This window comes from Amycolatopsis sp. PS_44_ISF1, assembly GCF_032335455.1.
In the GTDB taxonomy this organism is placed as follows: domain Bacteria; phylum Actinomycetota; class Actinomycetes; order Mycobacteriales; family Pseudonocardiaceae; genus Amycolatopsis.
In genome coordinates, this window is sequence record NZ_JANUXO010000001.1 from 2,003,332 (window position 1) to 2,023,164 (window position 19,833).

At 73.0% G+C, this 19,833-nt stretch carries 21 protein-coding genes and 2 riboswitches; of the genes, 11 read left to right on the forward strand and 10 right to left on the reverse strand.

Annotated elements, in window-relative coordinates:
- Nucleotides 1-26: 26 nt before the first annotated feature.
- A riboswitch (TPP riboswitch) is annotated at nucleotides 27-132 on the forward strand.
- From thiO to NYF13_RS09150, 4 genes are all read left to right on the forward strand, one after another.
- Complete coding sequence (gene thiO / locus NYF13_RS09135) at nucleotides 126-1,202, forward strand: glycine oxidase ThiO (RefSeq protein WP_315655600.1); 1,077 nt, start codon at nucleotides 126-128, stop codon at nucleotides 1,200-1,202. Its footprint overlaps the riboswitch before it by 7 nt.
- Nucleotides 1,202-1,402 (forward strand): sulfur carrier protein ThiS, encoded by a 201-nt coding sequence (thiS, locus tag NYF13_RS09140; protein ID WP_315655601.1) that lies wholly within the window; start codon nucleotides 1,202-1,204, stop codon nucleotides 1,400-1,402. The genes thiO and thiS overlap by 1 nt, the downstream gene beginning before the upstream one ends.
- A complete protein-coding gene (locus NYF13_RS09145; protein WP_315655602.1) occupies nucleotides 1,399-2,166 on the forward strand; it encodes a thiazole synthase in 768 nt (255 codons plus the stop codon). Before thiS ends, NYF13_RS09145 begins: the two co-directional genes overlap by 4 nt.
- A 181-nt stretch (nucleotides 2,167-2,347) precedes the next feature.
- Nucleotides 2,348-2,779 (forward strand): MarR family transcriptional regulator, encoded by a 432-nt coding sequence (locus tag NYF13_RS09150; protein ID WP_315655604.1) that lies wholly within the window; start codon nucleotides 2,348-2,350, stop codon nucleotides 2,777-2,779.
- Nucleotides 2,780-2,792: 13 nt separating this feature from the next.
- Here the strand turns inward: NYF13_RS09150 and thiD (NYF13_RS09155) are convergent, their stop codons facing one another.
- Nucleotides 2,793-3,629 carry a bifunctional hydroxymethylpyrimidine kinase/phosphomethylpyrimidine kinase gene (gene thiD, locus NYF13_RS09155; protein WP_315655605.1) on the reverse strand — a complete coding sequence of 279 codons (837 nt, stop codon included), beginning with the start codon at nucleotides 3,627-3,629 and terminating at the stop codon, nucleotides 2,793-2,795.
- A gap of 113 nt (nucleotides 3,630-3,742) precedes the next feature.
- Here thiD (NYF13_RS09155) and NYF13_RS09160 point away from each other — a divergent pair, with 113 nt between their 5' ends.
- Entirely contained in the window at nucleotides 3,743-4,762 is a 1,020-nt protein-coding gene (locus NYF13_RS09160) for a phosphatidylinositol-specific phospholipase C domain-containing protein (protein WP_315655606.1), read from the forward strand.
- 126 nt (nucleotides 4,763-4,888) lie between these two features.
- Here NYF13_RS09160 and NYF13_RS09165 read toward each other — a convergent pair whose 3' ends face one another.
- The 3 genes from NYF13_RS09165 to thiC form a co-directional block, all read right to left on the reverse strand.
- Nucleotides 4,889-5,101 (reverse strand): hypothetical protein, encoded by a 213-nt coding sequence (locus tag NYF13_RS09165; RefSeq protein ID WP_315655607.1) that lies wholly within the window; start codon nucleotides 5,099-5,101, stop codon nucleotides 4,889-4,891.
- A gap of 17 nt (nucleotides 5,102-5,118) precedes the next feature.
- A complete protein-coding gene (gene thiD, locus NYF13_RS09170) occupies nucleotides 5,119-5,937 on the reverse strand; it encodes a bifunctional hydroxymethylpyrimidine kinase/phosphomethylpyrimidine kinase (RefSeq protein ID WP_315655608.1) in 819 nt (272 codons plus the stop codon).
- Nucleotides 5,934-7,577, reverse strand: a complete 1,644-nt coding sequence (thiC, locus tag NYF13_RS09175; protein ID WP_315655609.1) for a phosphomethylpyrimidine synthase ThiC — start codon at nucleotides 7,575-7,577, stop codon at nucleotides 5,934-5,936. Before thiC ends, thiD (NYF13_RS09170) begins: the two co-directional genes overlap by 4 nt.
- Nucleotides 7,571-7,702, reverse strand: a riboswitch (TPP riboswitch). Its footprint overlaps the gene before it by 7 nt.
- Nucleotides 7,703-7,872: 170 nt before the next feature.
- Between thiC and NYF13_RS09180 the strand changes: the two genes are divergently transcribed.
- Nucleotides 7,873-10,041: a glycoside hydrolase family 15 protein gene (locus NYF13_RS09180; RefSeq protein ID WP_315655611.1), complete on the forward strand. Its 2,169-nt coding sequence runs from the start codon at nucleotides 7,873-7,875 to the stop codon at nucleotides 10,039-10,041.
- Nucleotides 10,042-10,157: 116 nt separating this feature from the next.
- On the opposite strand, the gene NYF13_RS09185 is transcribed toward NYF13_RS09180, so the two are convergent.
- Entirely contained in the window at nucleotides 10,158-10,724 is a 567-nt protein-coding gene (locus tag NYF13_RS09185; RefSeq protein WP_315655612.1) for a peptide deformylase, read from the reverse strand.
- A 140-nt stretch (nucleotides 10,725-10,864) separates the two neighbouring features.
- Here NYF13_RS09185 and NYF13_RS09190 point away from each other — a divergent pair, with 140 nt between their 5' ends.
- Both NYF13_RS09190 and NYF13_RS09195 read left to right on the forward strand, forming a co-directional pair.
- The gene (locus NYF13_RS09190) at nucleotides 10,865-11,173 is read left to right on the forward strand and encodes a DUF3263 domain-containing protein (protein ID WP_315655613.1); all 309 of its coding nucleotides are present in this window, start codon (nucleotides 10,865-10,867) and stop codon (nucleotides 11,171-11,173) included.
- Nucleotides 11,170-11,841, forward strand: coding sequence for a LytR C-terminal domain-containing protein (locus NYF13_RS09195; protein WP_315655614.1), 672 nt, complete (start codon nucleotides 11,170-11,172; stop codon nucleotides 11,839-11,841). Before NYF13_RS09190 ends, NYF13_RS09195 begins: the two co-directional genes overlap by 4 nt.
- Before the next feature lie 54 nt (nucleotides 11,842-11,895).
- On the opposite strand, the gene NYF13_RS09200 is transcribed toward NYF13_RS09195, so the two are convergent.
- The 3 genes from NYF13_RS09200 to NYF13_RS09210 form a co-directional block, all read right to left on the reverse strand.
- Nucleotides 11,896-14,175, reverse strand: a complete 2,280-nt coding sequence (locus tag NYF13_RS09200; RefSeq protein ID WP_315655615.1) for an AAA family ATPase — start codon at nucleotides 14,173-14,175, stop codon at nucleotides 11,896-11,898.
- 68 nt (nucleotides 14,176-14,243) lie between these two features.
- Nucleotides 14,244-15,230, reverse strand: coding sequence for a CDP-diacylglycerol--serine O-phosphatidyltransferase (gene pssA / locus NYF13_RS09205; RefSeq protein ID WP_315655616.1), 987 nt, complete (start codon nucleotides 15,228-15,230; stop codon nucleotides 14,244-14,246).
- 2 nt (nucleotides 15,231-15,232) lie between these two features.
- Complete coding sequence (locus tag NYF13_RS09210) at nucleotides 15,233-15,946, reverse strand: phosphatidylserine decarboxylase (protein ID WP_315655617.1); 714 nt, start codon at nucleotides 15,944-15,946, stop codon at nucleotides 15,233-15,235.
- 252 nt (nucleotides 15,947-16,198) lie between these two features.
- Here NYF13_RS09210 and NYF13_RS09215 point away from each other — a divergent pair, with 252 nt between their 5' ends.
- A complete protein-coding gene (locus NYF13_RS09215; protein WP_315655618.1) occupies nucleotides 16,199-16,369 on the forward strand; it encodes a hypothetical protein in 171 nt (56 codons plus the stop codon).
- 44 nt (nucleotides 16,370-16,413) lie between these two features.
- Here the strand turns inward: NYF13_RS09215 and NYF13_RS09220 are convergent, their stop codons facing one another.
- Entirely contained in the window at nucleotides 16,414-16,701 is a 288-nt protein-coding gene (locus NYF13_RS09220; RefSeq protein ID WP_315655619.1) for a GlsB/YeaQ/YmgE family stress response membrane protein, read from the reverse strand.
- 73 nt (nucleotides 16,702-16,774) lie between these two features.
- On the opposite strand from NYF13_RS09220, the gene NYF13_RS09225 reads away from it, so the two are divergent.
- Nucleotides 16,775-17,338, forward strand: a complete 564-nt coding sequence (locus NYF13_RS09225; protein WP_315655620.1) for a winged helix-turn-helix domain-containing protein — start codon at nucleotides 16,775-16,777, stop codon at nucleotides 17,336-17,338.
- 68 nt (nucleotides 17,339-17,406) lie between these two features.
- Complete coding sequence (locus NYF13_RS09230) at nucleotides 17,407-18,576, forward strand: MFS transporter (protein WP_396287265.1); 1,170 nt, start codon at nucleotides 17,407-17,409, stop codon at nucleotides 18,574-18,576.
- Between the two features lie 6 nt (nucleotides 18,577-18,582).
- Here NYF13_RS09230 and glp read toward each other — a convergent pair whose 3' ends face one another.
- Nucleotides 18,583-19,788 (reverse strand): gephyrin-like molybdotransferase Glp, encoded by a 1,206-nt coding sequence (gene glp, locus NYF13_RS09235; RefSeq protein WP_315655623.1) that lies wholly within the window; start codon nucleotides 19,786-19,788, stop codon nucleotides 18,583-18,585.
- Nucleotides 19,789-19,833 lie beyond the last annotated feature (45 nt).

The window sequence follows — 19,833 nt, forward strand, 5'->3', positions numbered from 1 at the left end:
GCGACGTTACCCGCGCGCTACGGTGGAGCCGTCCGCACGGGAGCCCGGGCACGGGCTGAGAGGGAGCTGAGCGCTCCGACCGTGGAACCTGATCCGGGTCATGCCGGCGCAGGGAGCGTGATCCCTTGAGCGAGAACCTGACCGTCGTCGGCGGCGGCGTGATCGGGCTGTCCGCGGCCTGGCGGGCGGCCCGGCGCGGCCACCGGGTCACGGTCTTCGACCCCGAACCCGCGCGCGGCGGGGCGTCCTGGCTGGCCGGTGGCATGCTGGCGCCGGTGACCGAGGCGTGGCCCGGTGAAGAGCACGTGCTGAGCCTCGGCGAGCAGTCGTTGCGGCGCTGGCCCGAGTTCGCCCGCGAGCTGGCCGCCGAGGGCACCGATCCGGGCCTGGCCGCGCACGGGACGCTGGTGGTCGCGTTCGACCGCGCCGACGCCGGGCACCTGGACATCCTGGCCGGCTACCTGCGCTCGCTGGGCCGCGACGTCGAGCGGCTGACCGGGCGCGAGGCGCGGCGGCGGGCGCCGGGGATCGGCGCCGTCCGCGGCGGCCTGCACGTGCCGGGTGACCTGGCCGTGGACAACCGCGCCCTGCTCACCGCCCTGCTCGACGCGTGCGTCCGGCGGGGGGTGGAGTTCCGCCGGTCCCGCGTGGACCACCTCGACGGTCTCGGGCCCGTGGTGCTGGCCGCCGGGGCCTGGACCGGGCGGCTGCACCCGCGGCTGGCGGAGGCGGTCCGGCCGTTGAAGGGCGAGATCCTGCGGCTGCGCCCGCGCCGGGACTGCCTGCCGCCCCCGCCCTGCACCGTGCGCGCGGTGGTCGAGGGGCGGCCGATCTACCTGGTCCCGCGCGCCGACGGCGAACTGGTGCTGGGCGCGACGCAGTACGAAGCGGGCTTCGACCGGGCCGTGACCGCCCGTGGGGTCCGTGAGCTGCTGGAGGGCGCGGAACGGATCCTGCCCGGCATCACCGAGTACGAGCTGGTCGAGATCGCGGCCGGGCTGCGGGCCGGGAGCCACGACGCGCTGCCGTACGTCGGGGAGCTGTCCGACGGGGTCTTCGCCGCGACCGGGCACCACCGCAACGGGCTGTTGATGGCGCCGGTGACCGCGGACGCCGTGGTCGCGTGGCTGGACGGGCAGCCGCCGCCGGAGGCGATCCGAGTGGCCACCCCCGCCCGTTTGCCGGACAAGGAGCGAGTCTGATGGAGATCGAGGTCAACGGGAGCCGGTGCGAGTTCCCGGACGGCGCCACGGTGGCCGACGTGCTCGACGCGCGGGGGATCGCGCGCCCGGGCGTGGCCGTCGCGGTGAACGGCGAGGTCGTCCCGCGCGGGGCGTGGCCGGGCTCGGTGGTGCCGAAGGGCGCGAGCGTCGACGTGCTGACCGCGGTGCAGGGGGGATGAGCGTGGCGGACGGGGACCAGCTCGTCATCGGCGAGCACAAGCTCTCTTCCCGGCTGATCATCGGCACCGGGGGCGCGGCCAACCTCGCGGTGCTGGAGCGCGCGCTGCTCGCTTCCGGCACCGAGCTGACGACGGTCGCGATGCGCAAGGCGGACACCGGTGGCGGCTCCGGGGTGCTGGCCCTGCTCCGCCGCCTGGGCATCGGCCTGCTGCCGAACACCGCGGGCTGCCGGACGGCGGCGGAAGCGGTGCTGACCGCGCGGCTGGCGCGCGAGGCGCTGGAGACCGACCTGGTGAAACTGGAGGTGCACGCCGACGACCGCACCCTGCTGCCCGACCCGATCGAGACGTTGGACGCGGCGGAACAGCTGGTCGCGGACGGGTTCACGGTGCTCGTGTACACCAACGACGACCCGGTGCTCGCGCTGCGCCTGGAGGAGGCGGGCTGCGCTGCGGTGATGCCGCTGGGCGCCCCGATCGGCACGGCCCTGGGCATCCGGAACCCGCACAACATCGAGCTGATCGTCTCGCGCGCGTCGGTGCCGGTGGTGCTGGACGCGGGGATCGGGACGGCCTCCGACGCCGCGCTGGCCATGGAGCTGGGCTGTGACGCGGTGTTGCTGTCGACCGCGGTGACTCGCGCGACGGATCCGGAGCGGATGGCCGCGGCGATGCGCTCGGCCGTGGTGGCGGGGCGGCTGGCCCGGGAGGCGGGCCGGGTGCCGCAGCGGTTCTGGGCCCGGGCTTCCAGCCCGGACCGGTGAGGGCTCGCCCACCCGGGGCCGGGCGGGAACGGGAAGCCGGGGGGTGCGTCCGGGCCGCGTCGGTGGACCGCGGTGGTGATTTTGTCCGCGTTTAACGCGGAGCGAGCACGGTCAGGCCGTATGGTTGACGGCACCTTTCCGGCGCACCAGCGGCGGGCAGAGCGGGGAGAAGGAGCCAGCCGTGACCCTCACTTCGGTCCAGGACGTCTCGGGCAGGTTGTACCTCGCCGTGGGCCGGCTTTCGCGGTCGCTTCGGCAGGCCGGGGTGCCGGGGCCCGGGCACGGGGCCATCTCGGCCCTGGCCACGCTGGTGCACTCCGGGCAGTTGCGGCTCGGTGACCTCGCGGCCAAGGAGGGCGTCGCGGCGGCCACCATGTCGCGGATCGTCGCCACGCTGGTCGAGTCGGGCTACGTCACGCGTGAATCCGACCCCCTCGACCGGCGGGCCTGGCTCGCGCGGGCGACGGAAGAGGGCGAACGGCTCGTCTCCGGCGTCCGGTCCACCCGGGTGCAGGAGCTGAACCGGCGGCTCGACCGCCTGGCCCCCGAAGACCGGGACGCCCTCACCGCCGCGCTGCCCGCCCTCGAGGCCCTGCTGTCCGACGAAGCCTGACCGGGCGGGGTCTCTACCGCTGCTCCGGCGCCAGCCGCCAGAACGCCGACACCGGGCCGACCTTCGCGCCCATCGGGTACGCGTGCTCCACCGCCTGGGAGACGAACCACTTGCCGTACCGGGCAGCCTCCACCACCGACAGGCCCTTGGCCAGGCCGGCGGTCAACGCGGAGGCCATCGTGTCGCCCGCGCCGTGGGTGTGCGGGGTGCGGTAGCGGGGGCCGGGCAGCTCCACGAAGGTCGAACCGTCGAAGAGCAGGTCGACGCACTCGGGGTCGGCGAGCAGGTGGCCGCTCTTGACCAGGACGTACTTCGGGCCCAGGCGGTGCAGCACCACGGCGGCGGCGTGCATGCCTTCGCGGTCGGTGACCCGCAGTCCGGTGAGCAGGCGCACCTCGTCCAGGTTCGGGGTCAGCACGGTGGCTCGCGGGAGCAGCTCGTCGCGGACCGCGGTGAGACCGGCTTCGTCGAACAGGGGCTGGCCGTGCATCGACGCGGCGACCGGGTCGACCACGAACGGGACCCTCGCGTCCCGGCCGATCTCCGCCCGGTCGCAGGCCGCGGCCACCGCGTGGATGATCTCGGCGGAGGCCAGCATGCCCGTCTTCGCCGCGCCCACGCCCATGTCCGAGGCCACCGCCTCGATCTGCCCGGCCACGATCCGCGGCGGGATGTCGTGGCGGTCGTGCACGCCGAGGGTGTTCTGCACCGTCACGGCGGTGACCGCGACGAGCCCGTGCACCCCGCAGGTGAGGAACGTGCGCAGGTCGGCCTGCAACCCGGCGGCGCCGCCGGAGTCGGAGCCGGCGATGGTCAGCGCGGAGGGCGGGGCGGGGGGCTCGGGGTTCACGGGCGGGTTCCGACTTCTGGTCTAGTCCATCTGGTCAGCTGTCCTTCATCCACAGTCCACCACGGTGGCACAGTGTGGGAGCCATTGCACTTCCGGTGGGTGAAAGGGCCAGGATGAAGATTTCCTCAGTGGTCGTGGCGGTCGGTGCGCTCGTCGCGGCGACGCTGTCCGGGGCGGGCGCGGCGAGCGCGGACAGCCCCAAGATCTCGCACGTGACGACGGTCGGCGTGCACAACACCTACGACCCGGCGGCGTACCCGTACCTGGCGCAGGCGCTGGACAACGGCTCCTCGCTGATCGAGCTGGACGTCTGGCCGGACGTCATCACGCACGAGTGGAAGGTCAGCCACTCCAACCCGCTGGGCAACGCCAACAACTGCGTGGCCGCGTCCTCGGCCGCCGACCTGTACTCCGGCGGCGCGAACAAGGACCTGGACAACTGCCTCGACGACATCCGGATCTGGCTCGCCGCCCACCCCGGGCACACCCCGCTCACCCTCAAGCTGGAGATGAAGACCGGCTTCTCCGACAACCACGGCCTCGGCCCGGACGAGCTGGACGCCACCTTCCGCGCGCACCTGGGCGGCGCCGTGTTCAAGCCCGCCGACCTGCTCGGCGGCTACGCCACGCTCGACGACGCGTCGAAGGCGGACAACTGGCCGAGCGTGGACTCCCTGCGCGGCAAGGTGCTCACCGAGATCATCCCGGGCACGGTCGAAGAAGGAAACCCGACCGACACGCTGCACACCGACGTCGAGTACGCGAACTACCTGCTGGCGCGCAAGGGCGCCGGGAAGCTGGGCGAGGTCCAGATCTTCCCGACCGTGCACGGTGCGGCCGCCGGCGACCCGCGCGACAAGTACAGCGCGAACCTCAAGCCCTGGTTCGTGGTCTTCGACGGCGACGCCAATGCCTGGGTCACCCAGACCGGCCCCGGCTGGTACGACGGCAACCACTACTACCTGGTGATGACCGACGCCCAGAACGTCGCCCCCGCGATCGACGACCACAACCCGACCGTGGAGCAGGCCGGCCAGCGCGTGGCGGACCTGGCCAAGCAGCACGCCTCCGTGGTCACCTCGGACTGGACCGGGCTGACCACGGTCCTGCCGCAGGTGCTCCACCGCGGCTGACCCCGGGCTCGCGGACCGGGGCCATCGCTGCGCGCGGTGGCCCCGGCCGGGCCGAAGACAACTGTCCACTTCGGACTCGGAATCCGCTGCGGCGGCTCGTGCCGCCGGGCCGGCTTCGTCACGGGATCAGTCGAAGCGCGGGCCGATGTTCAGCTCGCGGGCCCGCAGTTCCGCGAGGTCTCGGCTGGTCCCGATGCCCGGCTTGGGGCTCAGGCCCCAGTTCCGGACGAGCTTGATCACGGCCGCCGGTCGGTGCTCGGTGACCAGCCGGTCGACCTCGGTGCGCAGGGCTTCGGGCAGGCTGTCCCACAGGGCGCGGGTGCTGGTTTCGTCGGTCACCGTGCCAGTCTGGCCGCTCAGTCCGCGAGCCGCCAGAACGGCGAGACCGGGCCCACCCCCGCGCCGAGGGGGTAGGACTCCGCGACGCACCGTTCGATGAACCGCTTCGCCTGCTCCACCGCCGTCGGCACGTCGGCGCCCTTCGCCAGCGAAGAGGTGATGGCCGAGGCCATGGTGTCGCCGCCGCCGTGGGTGTTCTCCGTCGCGATGCGCTCGCCGCTCAGCTCGATCAGCTCGGTGCCGTCGTAGAGCAGGTCCACGCAGGTATCGGTGTCCTGCAGGTGGCCGCCCTTCACCAGCACCCAGTCCGGGCCGAACTCCAGCAGCGCCTCGGCCGCCGCGCGCCGGGTGGCCGCGCCGGTGACCGTGATCCCGGTGAGCAGCCGCACTTCGTCCAGGTTCGGCGTGACCAGAGTGGCCAGGGGGAACAGCTCGGTGCGGATCGCCTCCAGCGCCTCTTCGCGCAGCAGCGCGTGCCCGGTCATCGACGCCGCCACCGGATCGACCACGAACGGCGTCCGCGTGCCCCGTCCGATGTGGACCTCGCCGAGCGTCTTCGCCACCGCGCGGATGATCTCGGCGGTGGCCAGCATGCCCGTTTTCGCCGCGTGCACGCCCATGTCGCCCGCCACGGCCTTGATCTGCGCGGTGACCACGTCCGCCGGGATCTCGGTGAAGCCCAGCACGCCCATCGAGTTCTGCACCGTGACGGCGGTGAGCGCGACCAGGCCGTGCACCCCGTTCGCGAAGAACGTGCGCAGATCGGCCTGCACGCCCGCACCACCGCCGGAGTCGGATCCGGCGATGGTGAGGGCGGTCCTCGGTACGACGGTCATCGATCGACCACGGGCAGGTACACCTGGTTGCCCTGCTCGCCGAACTCGGCCGACTTCTCCGCCATCCCGGCCTCGATGGCCTCCACAGTGGACAGACCGTGCTCCTCGGCGTACTTGCGCACGTCCTGGGTGATCCGCATCGAGCAGAACTTCGGCCCGCACATCGAGCAGAAGTGCGCGGTCTTGGCCGGCTCCGCGGGCAGCGTCTCGTCGTGGAACGAGCGCGCGGTGTCCGGGTCGAGCGCCAGGTTGAACTGGTCGGTCCAGCGGAATTCGAAGCGCGCCTTGGACAGCTCGTCGTCCCACTCCTGCGCGTGCGGGTGGCCCTTGGCCAGGTCGGCGGCGTGCGCGGCGATCTTGTAGGTGATCACGCCGGTCTTCACGTCGTCGCGGTTGGGCAGGCCGAGGTGCTCCTTCGGCGTCACGTAGCAGAGCATCGCCGTGCCGTACCAGCCGATCTGCGCCGCGCCGATGGCCGAGGTGATGTGGTCGTAGGCCGGTGCGATGTCGGTGGTGAGCGGGCCGAGGGTGTAGAACGGCGCCTCCCCGGTCAGCTGCTCCTCGAGTTCGACGTTCTCCTTGATCTTGTGCATCGGCACGTGGCCGGGGCCCTCGATCATCACCTGCACGTCGTGCTCGCGCGCGATGTGCGTCAGCTCGCCCAGCGTCTCCAGCTCGGCGAACTGCGCGCGGTCGTTCGCGTCGGCGATGGAGCCGGGGCGCAGCCCGTCGCCGAGGGAGAACGTGACGTCGTACTTCCGCAGGATCTCGCAGAGCTCGGAGAAGTGCGTGTACAGGAACGATTCCCGGTGGTGGGCCAGGCACCAGGCGGCCATGATCGAGCCGCCCCGGCTGACGATGCCGGTGACGCGGCGCGCGGTGAGCGGGATGTAGCGCAGCAGCACGCCGGCGTGCACGGTGACGTAGTCGACGCCCTGCTCGCACTGCTCGACGATGGTGTCGCGGTACACCTCCCACGAAAGCTTCTCCGGGTCGCCGTCCACCTTCTCCAGCGCCTGGTAGATCGGCACGGTGCCGACCGGCACGGGCGAGTTGCGCACGATCCACTCGCGGGTCTCGTGGATGCGCTTGCCGGTGGACAGGTCCATGATCGTGTCGGCGCCCCAGCGGGTGGCCCACACCATCTTGTCGACCTCCTCCTCCACCGAGGACCAGACGGCCGAGTTCCCCATGTTGGCGTTGACCTTGACCAGGAACTTCTTGCCGATGATCATCGGCTCGGACTCGGGGTGCCTGCGGTTGGCCGGGATCACCGCCCGGCCGCGCGCGACCTCGTCGCGCACCAGCTCGGGGGAGCAGCGCTCGCGCGCGGCGACGTACTCCATCTCCCGGGTGATCACCCCCGCCTTGGCCCAGCCCAGCTGGGTGTCGTGCGTGCGCCCGTCGGCCCAGCCGGTGCGCAGCGGGTGGAGTCCATTGTGGACGTCGATCTTCGCTTCGTGGTCGGTGTACGGGCCCGAGGTGTCGTACACGTCGAAGTGCTCACCGTTCGAGAGGTCCACCCGCCGGGCCGGGACCCGGAGCCCGGACTCGGTCCGGTGGTAGACCTTGTGCGAACCGGTGATCGGCCCGGTGGTCACGCTCGGTGCGATGGCGGCCTTGTTCTCCAGCGTCGTCAACGACGTTCACTCCCTACGCCGGCATTACCCGGTCAGGTTCATGCGGTCGGCGACACCGGGTGTCCACAGACAGACACCAGTCACCCTCTCAGCCCGCCAAGGCGCGAGCTCCCGCGTTTGTTGAGTTGGGGTTGCGCCACCGACCATGCCACGACGGGGGCGGGCGACACAACCCTGTCACTTTGTCGACCGGTGGCCGGTTCACCGGATCGGACCATGCGGGCGTCAGGGATCGACGTGACAATCGCAGTGCTCCGCGCAACCGGGCGCGAAGGATTCCCACCTGGGGGTGGACATGCGAAAAGCCCTGCCGCTGGCGCTGGCCGCGGTGCTGGTGACCGGCCTGGTCCCGGCCGTCGCGAACGCCGCCGGGGGTGCGGCTCCCGGGGCGCCGGGCACGCGCCCGAGCTGGCTGCCCGCGGACAAGACCGGCTTCGGCACGGCCCGGGAGCGCGGCAGCGACGTCTGGTTCACCCTGCAGGCCGGGCGGATGTCGGAGGTCTACTACCCCGATCTGTCCACGCCCGGTGTCCGTTCGCTGGAACTGGTGGTCAGCGACGGGCGCGGCTTCGCCACGGTGGACTCCTCCGCCCGCGCGCAGCAGGTGCGCCGCGTGGACGGCGACAGCCTGACCTACCGGCAGACCATCACCGACGATCAGCACCGCTGGCGCCTGAGCAAGACCTACGTGACCGACCCGGCCCGCGCGAGTGTGCTGGTGGACGTCGACTTCACCTCGCTGACCGGGCGGCCGTACCAGCTCTACGCGGTCGCCGATCCGGACCTCACGAACGACGGCTCCGACGATTCGGCCCGCGCGTCCGGCCCGCTGCTCACCGCGAGCGACGGCAAGACCGCGGCGGCGCTGACCGCTTCGCCGTCGTTCACCGGCACGAGCGTGGGTTACGCGGGCGCGTCCGACGGCGTCACGCAGTTGACGAAGACCCATCGGCTGGTGCCGTACACCAGTGCGGACAAGGGAAACGTCGTCCTGACCGGACGGACGGCGGCCGACGGAGTGCGGTCGCGGCACGTCACGCTCGCGCTCGGGATGGGCGCGGACCGAGCGGCCGCGGCGGACCATTCCCGCGCTTCGCAACGGCGTGGTTTCCGCGACGCCGAACGGGCTTACGACCGCGGCTGGCAGGCGTACCTGAGGACGGTGAGCCGGCCCCCGTCTTCGCTGAAGACGGGCAGCGAGCGGAACCTCTACACCGCCTCGGTGCTGACCTTGGCCGCCAGTGAGGACAAGCACCACCCCGGCGCCTTCATCGCCTCGCCCAGCATGCCCTGGCGGTTCGGCGACAACGATCCCGCGTACTCGCCTTCGGGCACCTACCACCTGGTGTGGCCGCGTGACCTCTACCAGATCGCGACCGGTCTGCTGGCCGCCGGGGACCGCGCGGCGGCGAACCGGTCCGTGGACTACCTGTTCGGCACCCAGCAGCTACCGGACGGGCACCTGCCGCAGAACAGCAACGTCGACGGCAAGCCGTACTGGACCTCGGTGCAGCTCGACGAGACGGCGTTCCCGATCGTGCTGGCGCAGCAGCTCGGACGCGCCGACGTGTGGCCGGGGGTGAAGAAGGCGGCGGACTTCCTGCTGGACTACCGCGCGGACAACGGGAAAGCGTCGCCGTACACGCAGCAGGAGCGCTGGGAGGAGCAGGACGGGTACTCGCCGTCGACGATCGCGGCGGTGATCGCCGGACTGGTGTGCGCGGCCGACCTGGCCGCCCGCAACGGCGCCGCGGCCGACGCGCGGCGTTACCTGGCGGCGGCCGACGCGTTCAAGGCCGGGCTGGTCAAGCAGACCGTCACGACCGACGGGCCGCTGTCGAAGGACCCGTACTTCGTACGGCTGACCAAGGACGGCGACGCGAACGCCGGGACGCGGTACAACCTCGGCAACTCCTCGGTCACGGCGGACCAGCGCGCGGTCACCGACGCGGGCTTCCTCGAACTGGTGCGGCTCGGCATCTACGCCCCGGACGACCCGGTGATCCGCACCAGCGTCGAGGTCACCGACGCGGACATCTCCTACCTCACGCCGAACGGCCGCTTCTGGCACCGCTACACCCAGGACGGCTACGGCGAGCAGACCGACGGCGCCCCGTGGGACTACACGTTCCCGGCCGGGAGCCGCAGCACGTACGGACGGCTCTGGCCCCTGCTGGCCGGGGAGCGCGGCGAGTACGAGCTGGCGGCCGGCGACCGGCGCGCGGCGGCCGGACGGCTGCGCGACCTGGGCCGGGTGGCGAGTCCGGCGGACACCATGCCGGAGCAGGTCTGGGACGAGAACCCGCCTTCGGGCGGTCCCGGGTTCGCCCCGGGCACACCGACCGGTTCGGCCACCCCGCTGGCCTGGACGCACGCGCAGTACGTGCGGCTGGCCTGGGCGGTGCGGGAAGGCTCGGTGATCGAGCAGCCCGCGGTGGTGCGCTGCCACTTCCTCGGGTGCTGACCGGCGGCTGGTGAACTTCTGGTGAACGCCGTCGGGCCCGCTCGCCCCGCCCCACTCGGGTCGTGCGGGCCTCAGGGCCCGGCTGGCGGGGTTTCGAGGACCCCGGGGGCCGAGCCTCAGGCGTCCGCGGGCTCCACGGGTGGCGTCCAGCTCAGGCCGGGCTCACCCCACTTGTTCTTCTTCAGCATCTTCTTCGCCGCGCGGGCGTGGCGGCCGACCAGGCGGTCGAGGTAGATGTAGCCGTCGAGGTGGTCGGTCTCGTGCTGAAGGCAGCGGGCGAAGTAGCCGGTGCCCTCGATCTCGATCGGGTTGCCGTCCAGGTCGAGGCCGGTCACCTTGGCCCAGGCGGCGCGGCCCGTCGGGTACGACTCGCCGGGGGCCGAGAGGCAGCCCTCCCAGTCCTCGTCCGGGTCGGGCATGGTCTCCGGGACCTCGGAGGTCTCCAGCTTCGGGTTGACCACCGCGCCGCGGTGCTCGACGCCCTCGTCGTCCGGGCAGTCGTAGACGAACAGCCGCAGGTCGAGGCCGATCTGGTTGGCCGCGAGGCCGACCCCCTCGGCGGCGTACATCGTCTCGAACATGTCGTCGGCGAGGGTGCGCAGCTCTTCGTCGAACTGCGTGATCTCGCGGGTCGGCTGGTGCAGCACCGGGTCGCCGGCGATGCGGATGGCGTGGACGGTCACGAGCGGCGAGTTTAGTCGGACCCTTCTGCTACACCTGGATCGGACCGTGACGCGCCGGTTCGGATGCCCCGGCCGGGATGGGCTTCCGTGGTTGAATGGCGCCCGCGGAAGGACAGCCGAAACCGAGCACGAGGAGCCACATGGACGCCGCGGAGTCGATGGCTGAGGACCAGCCGTCGCCGCCGGAGACGGTGGGTGGCCTGACCGGGCGCGAGGTCGAGATCCTCGCCTTCGAACGTCAGTGGTGGCGCCACGCCGGCGCCAAGGAGAACGCCATCCGTGAGCGCTTTTCGCTGTCTTCGACCCGCTATTACCAGCTGCTGAACACGCTGCTGGAGAAGCCCGAGGCGGTGGAGGCCGATCCGATGCTGGTGAAACGGCTTCGCAAGACCCGGGCTGCGCGGCAGCGCAAGCGCGGCGCCCGGCGGCTGGGGATCGAACTGTCATGAGCTTCCTTTCCGGACTTTCCCGGCCGATGCGGGCCGCGGGCGTCGCCCTGATCGGGGTGGCCGTGGTCGCCGCGGTGATCGGCGGTGTCACCCTGGCGACCAGTGGCGGGTCGAACGACACCGCCGGTCCCAGCCCCTCGGCCGGACCCTCGTCCCCGCCCTCGACCGGCGAGCCCTCTTCCTCGGCCCCGGTCTCGTCGAGCGCGCCTTCGTCTCCCAGCGTGCCGCCCTCCTCTTCGACCGCACCGGGTTCTTCCCCGACGGCCCCACCGGGCGGCCAGACCACCGGCCAGCCGGGGCAGCCGGGGCAGCCCGGCAGCCAGCCCGGTCAGCCCGGCCAGCCGGGGGTGGGCCAGCAGGCGTCCAACAAGTGGGTCACCGTGCGGGTGTTCAACAACTCGCTGATCAAGCACCTGGCCGAGCAGGCCGCGGACGACTTCCGCGCCGCGGGCTGGAACGTGCCCGTGGTCGACAACTACTCCCAGGGCGTGATCGACCACACCACGGCCTACTTCCGCCCCGGCACCGACGAGGAGGCGGCGGCCCGGCAACTGGCCACCGAGTTCGGCCTCCAGGCGCTGCCGCGGTTCCAGGGCATCCAGGACGCCAGCCCCGGCGTGGTGGTGATCATCACCAAGGACTACCAGTCCGGGCACAAGGGCAGCTGAGCCGACCCGGAAAAGGGGGGCCGCCGGAATTCCGGCGGCCCCCCTTTTTTTCTTTCAGCGTTCCCGCTGCGCCTGGGCATAAGCCTCCAGCGTGGCCAGCTGCGCCGGGTCCAGCGACGGCCGCACCGCCGTGCGCGCCGCGGCCAGGTGCGCCGAAGTGACCTCGTGGGCCGACAGCGACTCGCGCATCGCGGTGAGCGCGGCCTCGCGGATGAGCGCGGCGCAGTCGGCGGCGGAGTAACCGTCCAGCGTGGACGCCAGCTCCGTCAGGTCCACATCGGCGGCCAGCGGGGTGTTCTTCGAGCTGGCGACCAGGATCGCGGCCCGCGACCCGGTGTCCGGCGGCGGCAGGTAGACGCGCCGCTCCAGCCGCCCGGGCCGCAGCAGCGCGGGGTCGACCAGCTCGGGCCGGTTGGTGGCGCCCAGCACCACGACCTCCCGCATCGGCTCCACCCCGTCCAGCTCGGTGAGCAGGGCGGCGACCACCCGGTCGGCCACCCCGGAGTCCGAGGACTGCCCGCGCCGCGGGGCGAGCGCGTCGATCTCGTCCAGGAAGATCAGCGAGGGCGCGGCGTCGGCGGCCCGCCGGAACAGCTCGCGCACCGCCCGCTCCGACTCGCCGACCCACTTGTCCAGCAGCTCGGCCCCCTTGATCGCGAACACGTTCAGCGCGCCCGTGCCCGCCAGCGCGCGGACCAGGAACGTCTTGCCGCCGCCGGGCGGGCCGTAGAGCAGCACACCGCGCGGCGGGTCGACCCCCAGCCGGGCGAACGAGTCCGGGTAGCGCAGCGGCCAGAGCACGGTTTCGGTCAGCGCCTGCTTGATCTCGACCATGTTGCCGACGTCGTCCAGGGTCAGCCCGCCGGTGGCCAGGTTGTCCGAAGTGGACAACGAGATCGGCCGGACGGTGGCCAGCGCGTCCAGCAGGTCCTGCTGGGAGATCCGCGGCTCCGCGGCGTCGCGCTGGCGCAGCGCGGCCCGCAGCGCCGCGTCCCGGCGCAGCGCGATCAGGTCCGCGGCGACGAACCCGGGCGTCCGCTCGGCCAGCGCGCCCAGGTCGGCGCCGGTCTCCACCGGCACGTCACGGAGCAGGATCCGCAGCAGCTCGGTGCGGGTCTTCGCGTCGGGCAGCGGCAGGCCCAGCTCGCGGTCGAGCAGTTCGGCGGTGCGCAGCCGGGGGTCGGCGGACTCCGCGCGCTGGGTCGTGGCCACCAGGGCGACGCCCTCGCGCCGCAGGCCCGCGCGCAGCTCCTCCAGCAGGACGGTGGCCACCGGCGGTGGCTGGGTGGCGGGCAGCAGGGCGTCGACGTCGTTGATCAGCAGCACCGCCGGACCGTCACCCCCGGCGGCCTGGGCGATCGCCTCGCGCAGGCGGGAGTGCGCGGCGTTCGGCTCCAGCACGGCGATGTTCGGCCCGGTCAGCGACACCACCCGCACGTTCTCGGCCCGGGCCACCGAGCGCACGAGCGTGGCCTTGCCCACGCCCTCCGGACCGGACAGCAGCACCCCGAGGTGGGCCGTGGTGCCGAGCCGCGCGAGCAGGTCCGGCCGGTGGAAGGCCAGGTCGAACCACTCGGCCAGCTTGCGCGCCGCGGTCTCCGCACCGGCCAGGTCGGTCACCGGCGGCACCGGCTCGGCCGACTCCGGCTCGGCCTCTTCGATGATCTCGGCGTCGATGTAGTCCTCGGCCGCGGTGACCGCGGTGCTGCGGACCAGCGCCGTCGCGCTGCGCGCCGGGGGTTCGCCGCCGGCCGGCTCGCCGGTGCGCGCGCCGTCCCGCCAGCTGACCACAGTGGACGGTCCGATCGCGACCACCCCGGCCGGCTCGGTGGTGGTCACGGTGAGCAGCTCGTTGGTCCAGGTCGCGCCGATCGCGCGGGAGAGCTGGCCGCGCACGGCGATCACGTCGGAGCCCGGAGCCGGGGAAAGGTCCTGCGGGAGCAGGGAAACCGCGTCGCCGAGAGTGACCACCTTGCCGGTCAGCGCCAGCCGCAGGGTCTGCGGCGGCACCGACGCACTGGCCATCCGCGAACCGGCGACCGTCACCGTCCTGGCCGCGGCCACCTCGGCCGGCGCGACGACGATCTCGGCCCCCTCGGTGACGCCGAGGTTCGACATGGTGACGTCGTCGGTCAGCACCACCCCGGGCGTGCCCGCCTCGTCCGCCGGTGCCGCCAGCGCCACGCTGCGGCGGGCGCCGGTGAGGTGCACGGCGTCCCAGGCCCGCAGGCCCAGCGCGTCGAGCACCTCGGGGTGCAGCCGCACCACGCCGCGCCGGGCGTCGAGGACGGACGGGGTGTGCCGGACGGTCAGCGTGATCTGCGGGTCGCTCACCCTGCTCACCCTAGCCACGCGAGCGCCCGCGAGCGCTCAGGACGTTCCGGCCGGCCCGACCGGCGGGCTTACCGGCGCCGGATCCCGATCCGCCGCCAGCTTCGGCGGCGCTGACCGGGCCCGGTGGCCGAACTCGGGGCGGCCGAGTTCGAACCCGGGGTGCGGGTCCGATGGGGGTGGACGTAGTCGGTGCCGTTGCGGGGCAGCCGGACCGCCCGCCTGGCGGCACCCGCGACGCGGCGAGAGGCCGGGCGGAGCCGGAGGCGGCGCTGGCTGCGGGCGCGGCGGATGGCGCGGCGCTCGCGCGGCGGGACCGTCCAAGCCTCGGGGTGCGCCGCGAGCCAGCGGTTGCGGTAGACCGCGTACGGGATGTGCAGCAGGTACAGCACCATCGCGGCGGCCAGCGCCACCAGCGGGAACTGGATGATCGCCGCGGCCAGCAGGCCGACCCCCACCAGCAGGGGCGCGATCGCCTTGGCCGGGGCCTTCACCGTCTTGAGCGACAGCGTGGGGATGCGGCTGATCAGCAGGGCGGCCACGGCGATCGTCCACACCAGCACCACGTACTGCTCGGACCACCAGCCGCGGCCCCACTGCAGGGTCAGGATCAGCGGCAGCATCGCGACCAGCCCGCCGGCCGGGGCGGGCACGCCGACGAAGAACTCGCTCGCGTAGGCCGGCTGGTCGGTGTCGTCGAGCAGGGTGTTGAAGCGCGCCAGCCGCAGGATCATGCAGACCGCGAAGATCAGCGACGCGACCCAGCCGATGCGGTCGCCGCCGGACTGCCACACGTACAGCACCAGCGCGGGCGCGACGCCGAAGGAGATGCCGTCGGACAGCGAGTCGAGTTCCGCGCCCATCTTCGACGTCGCGTCGAGCAGGCGCGCGATACGGCCGTCGAGGGCGTCCAGCACGGCGGCGATGCCGATGGAGGCGATCGCCATGGCGTAGTTGTTCGTGAGCGCGAACTGCACCGAGGAGAGCCCGGCGCACAGCGCCAGCACGGTGATGGCGTTCGGCAGCAGCCGGATGCCCGGGGTGGTCACGCGGACCATGGTCAGCCTTCTCCCAGCGCGGGCAGCTCGGCGATCACCGTCTCGCCGCCGACCGTGCGCTGGCCCTTCGAGACCAGGACGCGGCTGCCGGGCGGCAGGTACAGGTCGACCCGGGAGCCGAACCGGATGATGCCGTAGGTCTCGGCGGCGGACACCGCGTCACCCGCGCGGACCTCGCACAGGATGCGGCGCGCGACGAGCCCGGCGATCTGCACGACGACGAGCTCGTGGCCGTCGTCGGTGCGCATCTGCACGGAGTTGCGCTCGTTGTCCTCGCTCGCCTTGTCCAGGTCCGCGGACAGGAACTTGCCCGGGCGGTAGGCCACCTTCTCGATCACGCCGGTGGCCGGCGCGCGCTGGACGTGCACGTCGAACACGGAGAGGAACACGCTGACGCGCATCCGCGGCACGGCGGGCAGGCCCAGCTCGGGCGGCGGCACGGCCTCCTCGATCAGGGAGACCAGCCCGTCGGCGGAGGCCACCGCGACGTGGTCGCGGGCGGGCGCCACGCGCTTCGGCTCGCGGAAGAACGCCGCGGTGGCCGCGGTCGCGAGTGCGCCGGCGAGGCCGAGGCGCGAAGAGAACCGGCGCAGCACCAGCGTCGCGGCCAGTCCGCCGAACACGAACGGGCGGCCCGCCGGGTGCATCGGCGGCACGGTCTCCCGGGCCAGCTGGACGGCGTGCGCGAGGGGGTTGCCGGTGGGCTTGCCGCTCATTGGTCGGTTTCCCCGCTGTTCGTCGTCGGAGGGGTGGAGGGACGGGATGCGTCCGAATCGGGCTTCACGCTACCGCTCGTCGCCGGGCGGGGACGTTCGCCCCTGGTGGGTGCGGTTCCGCCTCCCCCGGCCGGGCTCCCCGGCTCGGGTGGCGGTGGCCACTGAGCGCTAACGTTCGGTCGAGATCTTCGATGACTCCGGGTAGTTGACGCCGCTCGGGGCCGGTCCCCGGGCCGACCGGCCGAGGTGATGATGGGAGTACCGGATCCGCTGACCGAGCTGCTGTGCGCCTGGTGCCGCGATGTCGCTTCGGTGCCGGTGCCGATCCTGGTCGACCCGGCCCGCGCGGTGCGGGTGCTGCGCCACGCAGCGCGGGTGCATGCGTCCCCCGACGACGCACGCACCCGCGTGCGGGACCGCTGAGCTTAGTGGTCCGCGGTGGTCGCTGACCAGACGTGGGCAAACCGTTACAAACGGTCACGGTCGCGGCGCCGGCCCGCGAACCCGGCCAGCCGCAGGACCGCCAGCAGCACGATCGCGCCGAGGATGGCGACGCCGAAGCTGGGGAAGTCGAAGCCGAACCGCTGGTGCTCGCCGGTGGCGACCTGGTAGACGAACCCGCCGAGGGCCGCGCCGAGCACCCCGACCAGCACGCTGACCAGGCAGCCCTGCTGCCGCCGGTCCACCCCGCCGACCACGAGGTTGGCGATCCAGCCGACCAGCGCGCCGAAGATGATCCAGGTGAAGAAGCCCATGGGCTGAGGATACCGGGGCCGATTTAGACAAGAACAGTTGTACAAGAGACGTTGTGCAACTACTCTTGTGCGAATGGCCGACCTCGAGATCCACGCGATCCGCGACTCCCGGGTACTGGCGGCGATGTCGCACCCGCTGCGCCGCCGCCTGCTCGACCTGCTGAAGCTCGACGGCCCGGCCACGGCGTCGGCGCTGGCGGAGAAGACCGGCCAGGCGGTGGGGAACGTGAGCCACCACCTGAAGGTGCTGGCGGGCGCGTCGCTGGTGGAGGAGGCTCCCGAGCTGGCGCGCGACCGGCGCGAGCGCTGGTGGCGGCGGCCTTCGAGCGCCCTGTCGTGGTCTTCGGCGGACTTCGTGGACGACCCCGTCGCCGACGCGGCGGAGACCTTGAACCTCGACCGGCAGTCCTCGCTGGCCCGCGCGTGGCTGGCGTCGGCCGAGACGGAGCCGCCGCTCTGGCGCTTTTCGTCGTTCAGCAACGAAACCTGGGCCCGGCTGTCCGCCGCGGAGCTGGCGGAGCTGAACGAGCGGGTCATCGCGCTGTTCGGCGAGTACGCCGGGCGGGACCAGCTCGACGACGGCGTCGAGCGTCGTCCGGCGTTCCTCTACGCCCGCGGTTTTCCGGCCCGGCCGTGACGGTCCCGGCCGGTCCGAAGCACCTCGGCCGGGACTTCCGGCTGCTGTGGGCGGGCGAGACGGTCAGCATGCTGGGCAGCGCGGTGGCCGGGACGGCGCTGCCGCTGGTGGCCGTCGTGGGCCTGCGGGCCTCGACGTTCGAGGTGGCCCTGCTGACGGCGGTCGCGTGGCTGCCGTGGCTGGTGGTGGGGCTGCCGGCCGGGGCGTGGGTGGACCGGATGCGGAAGCGGCCGGTGATGGCGGCCTGCAACACCGCGTCCATGGTCGTGTTCGCGAGTGTCCCGCTCGCGCTGCTGGCCGGGGTGCTTTCGATGCCGTACCTGCTCGGCGCCGCCCTCGCCGGGGGCACGGCGAAGGTGTTCTTCTCCGTCGCCTATCGCAGCTTCCTGACCGTGCTCGTGGACCGTGAGCAGCTGCTCGTGGCCAACACCCGGTTGCTGGGCAGCGAATCGGCCGCGCAGGTGGGCGGGCCCGGGCTCGCGGGGCTGATGGCGGGGTTCTTCGGACCGGTGAGCGGGGTGCTGGCCGACGCGCTCAGCTTCGGGGTGTCCGTGCTGTTCCTGCGCGGGATCCGGGCGCGGGAGGAGAAACCCGTCGCCGGGTCGCGGGTGCGGCTGCGGACCCAGGTCGCCCAGGGACTGCGGTTCGTCGCCGGGGATCCGTACCTGCGGGTGCTGGTGGTGTTCGGCGCGGTGTCCAACCTCGCGCTCAACGGGTACGCCTCGATCCAGGTCGTCTTCCTGGCCCGCCGGCTCGGGGCCGGGGCGGGCACGATCGGTCTCGTGCTGGCGCTGGCCGAAGTCGGCGGCGTCGCCGCGGCGCTGCTGATCGGGCGGCTGTCCGGCCGGTTCGGCACGGCCCGGGCGTTCCTGCTGTGCCAGGCCCTCGCCGCTCCGGGCATGCTGCTCGGGCCGCTGGACGGACTGGGGTTCTTCGTGCTCGCCGGGATCGCGGTCTGCGCCGGGATCGTCGGGTCCAATGTGCTCACCGGCACCTTCCGGCAGCGCTACTGCCCGCCGGAGCTGTTCGGCCGGATCACCGCCTGCTCGGCCGTGGTCAACTACAGCACCATCCCGCTGGGCGGCCTGCTCGGCGGGGTCCTCGGCCAGACGCTCGGGGTACGGGAGACGATGCTCGTGATGGGCGTGGTGCAACTGGCCTCGCTCGCGATCCTGGTCTTCAGCCCGCTGCGCCCGCTGCGGGACTTCCCCCAGTACCGACGGGAACCCGCCCGCTGAGCCCGGTCACAGCAGCAGCACGTCCACTTCCGTCCCCTCGCCGGCCTCCGTGACGTCCTCGGGCAGCACGATCAGGCAGTTCGCCTGCGTGAAGGCGGCCAGCAGGTGCGAGCCGGGACCGCCGCGGGGGCCGACCACGCCGGTGACCTCGCCTTCGGACGGGGTGTAGTGGCCGCGGCGGAACTGGCGGCGGCCGCGGGGGGAGGCCATCGCCTCGGTGAGCCGGGCGCGGACGCGGCGGCGGTCGACGTCGGTGTGGCCCATGGCCGAGAGCAGGGCCGGGCGCAGGAACGCCTCGAACGACACCAGCACGCTCACCGGGTTGCCCGGCAGGGTCACCACCGGCACACCGTTCCACCGCCCGTGGCCCTGGGGGCCGCCGGGTTGCATCGCGACCTTCCCGAACTCCACGCCCTGCCCGCTCAGCGCGTCCTTCACCACCTCGTACGCGCCCGCGGACACGCCGCCGGAGGTCACCAGCAGGTCGGCCCCGGCCAGTTTCGGCTCGATCACCGCGCGGAACTCGCCGACGTCGTCCACCACGCTGCGCACCACCTCGACGCGGCAGCCCAGCCCGCGCAGCGCGGCGGCCAGCATCACGCTGTTGGACTCGTAGATCTGCCCGTGCCGCAACGGCTCCGGCGCCTCGATGAGCTCCGTGCCGGTCGAGGCCACCAGCACCGACAGCGGCCGGTGCACCGCCAGCTCGGCCATGCCGACGGCCGCGGCCAGACCGAGCTGCGCGGGCCCGAGCACGGTCCCCGCGGCCAGCGCGAGCGTCCCCTTCACCACGTCCTCGCCGGTGCGCCGCACGTGCGTGCCGGCGGCGGGCGCGGCCGAGACGGACACCGTCGAGGTGCCGCCGTCGGTGTTCTCCACCATCACCACCGCGTCCGCGCCGGGCGGCAGCGGGGCGCCGGTCATGATCCGGTGCGCCGTGCCCGGCTCCAGCGGGGCGACGTCCACGCGGCCGGCCGGGATGTCGTCGGCCACCGGCAGCGTCACCGGCCGCTCCGGTCCGGCCCCGGCCACGTCGGCCGCGCGCACCGCGTACCCGTCCATCGCGGAGTTGTCGAACGGCGGCAGCGAGACCCCCGCGTGCACGTCTTCGGCCAGTACGAGGCCGGTGGCCCCGGCCAGCGGGACGATGGTCACAGGGGAACGACCGAGCAGGTCGGACACGGTGGCGCGGTAGGAGTCGACGGAGATCACGCGGACCATCCTCCCCCGCGGCGCCCGCCGTGCAACACTCTCCCG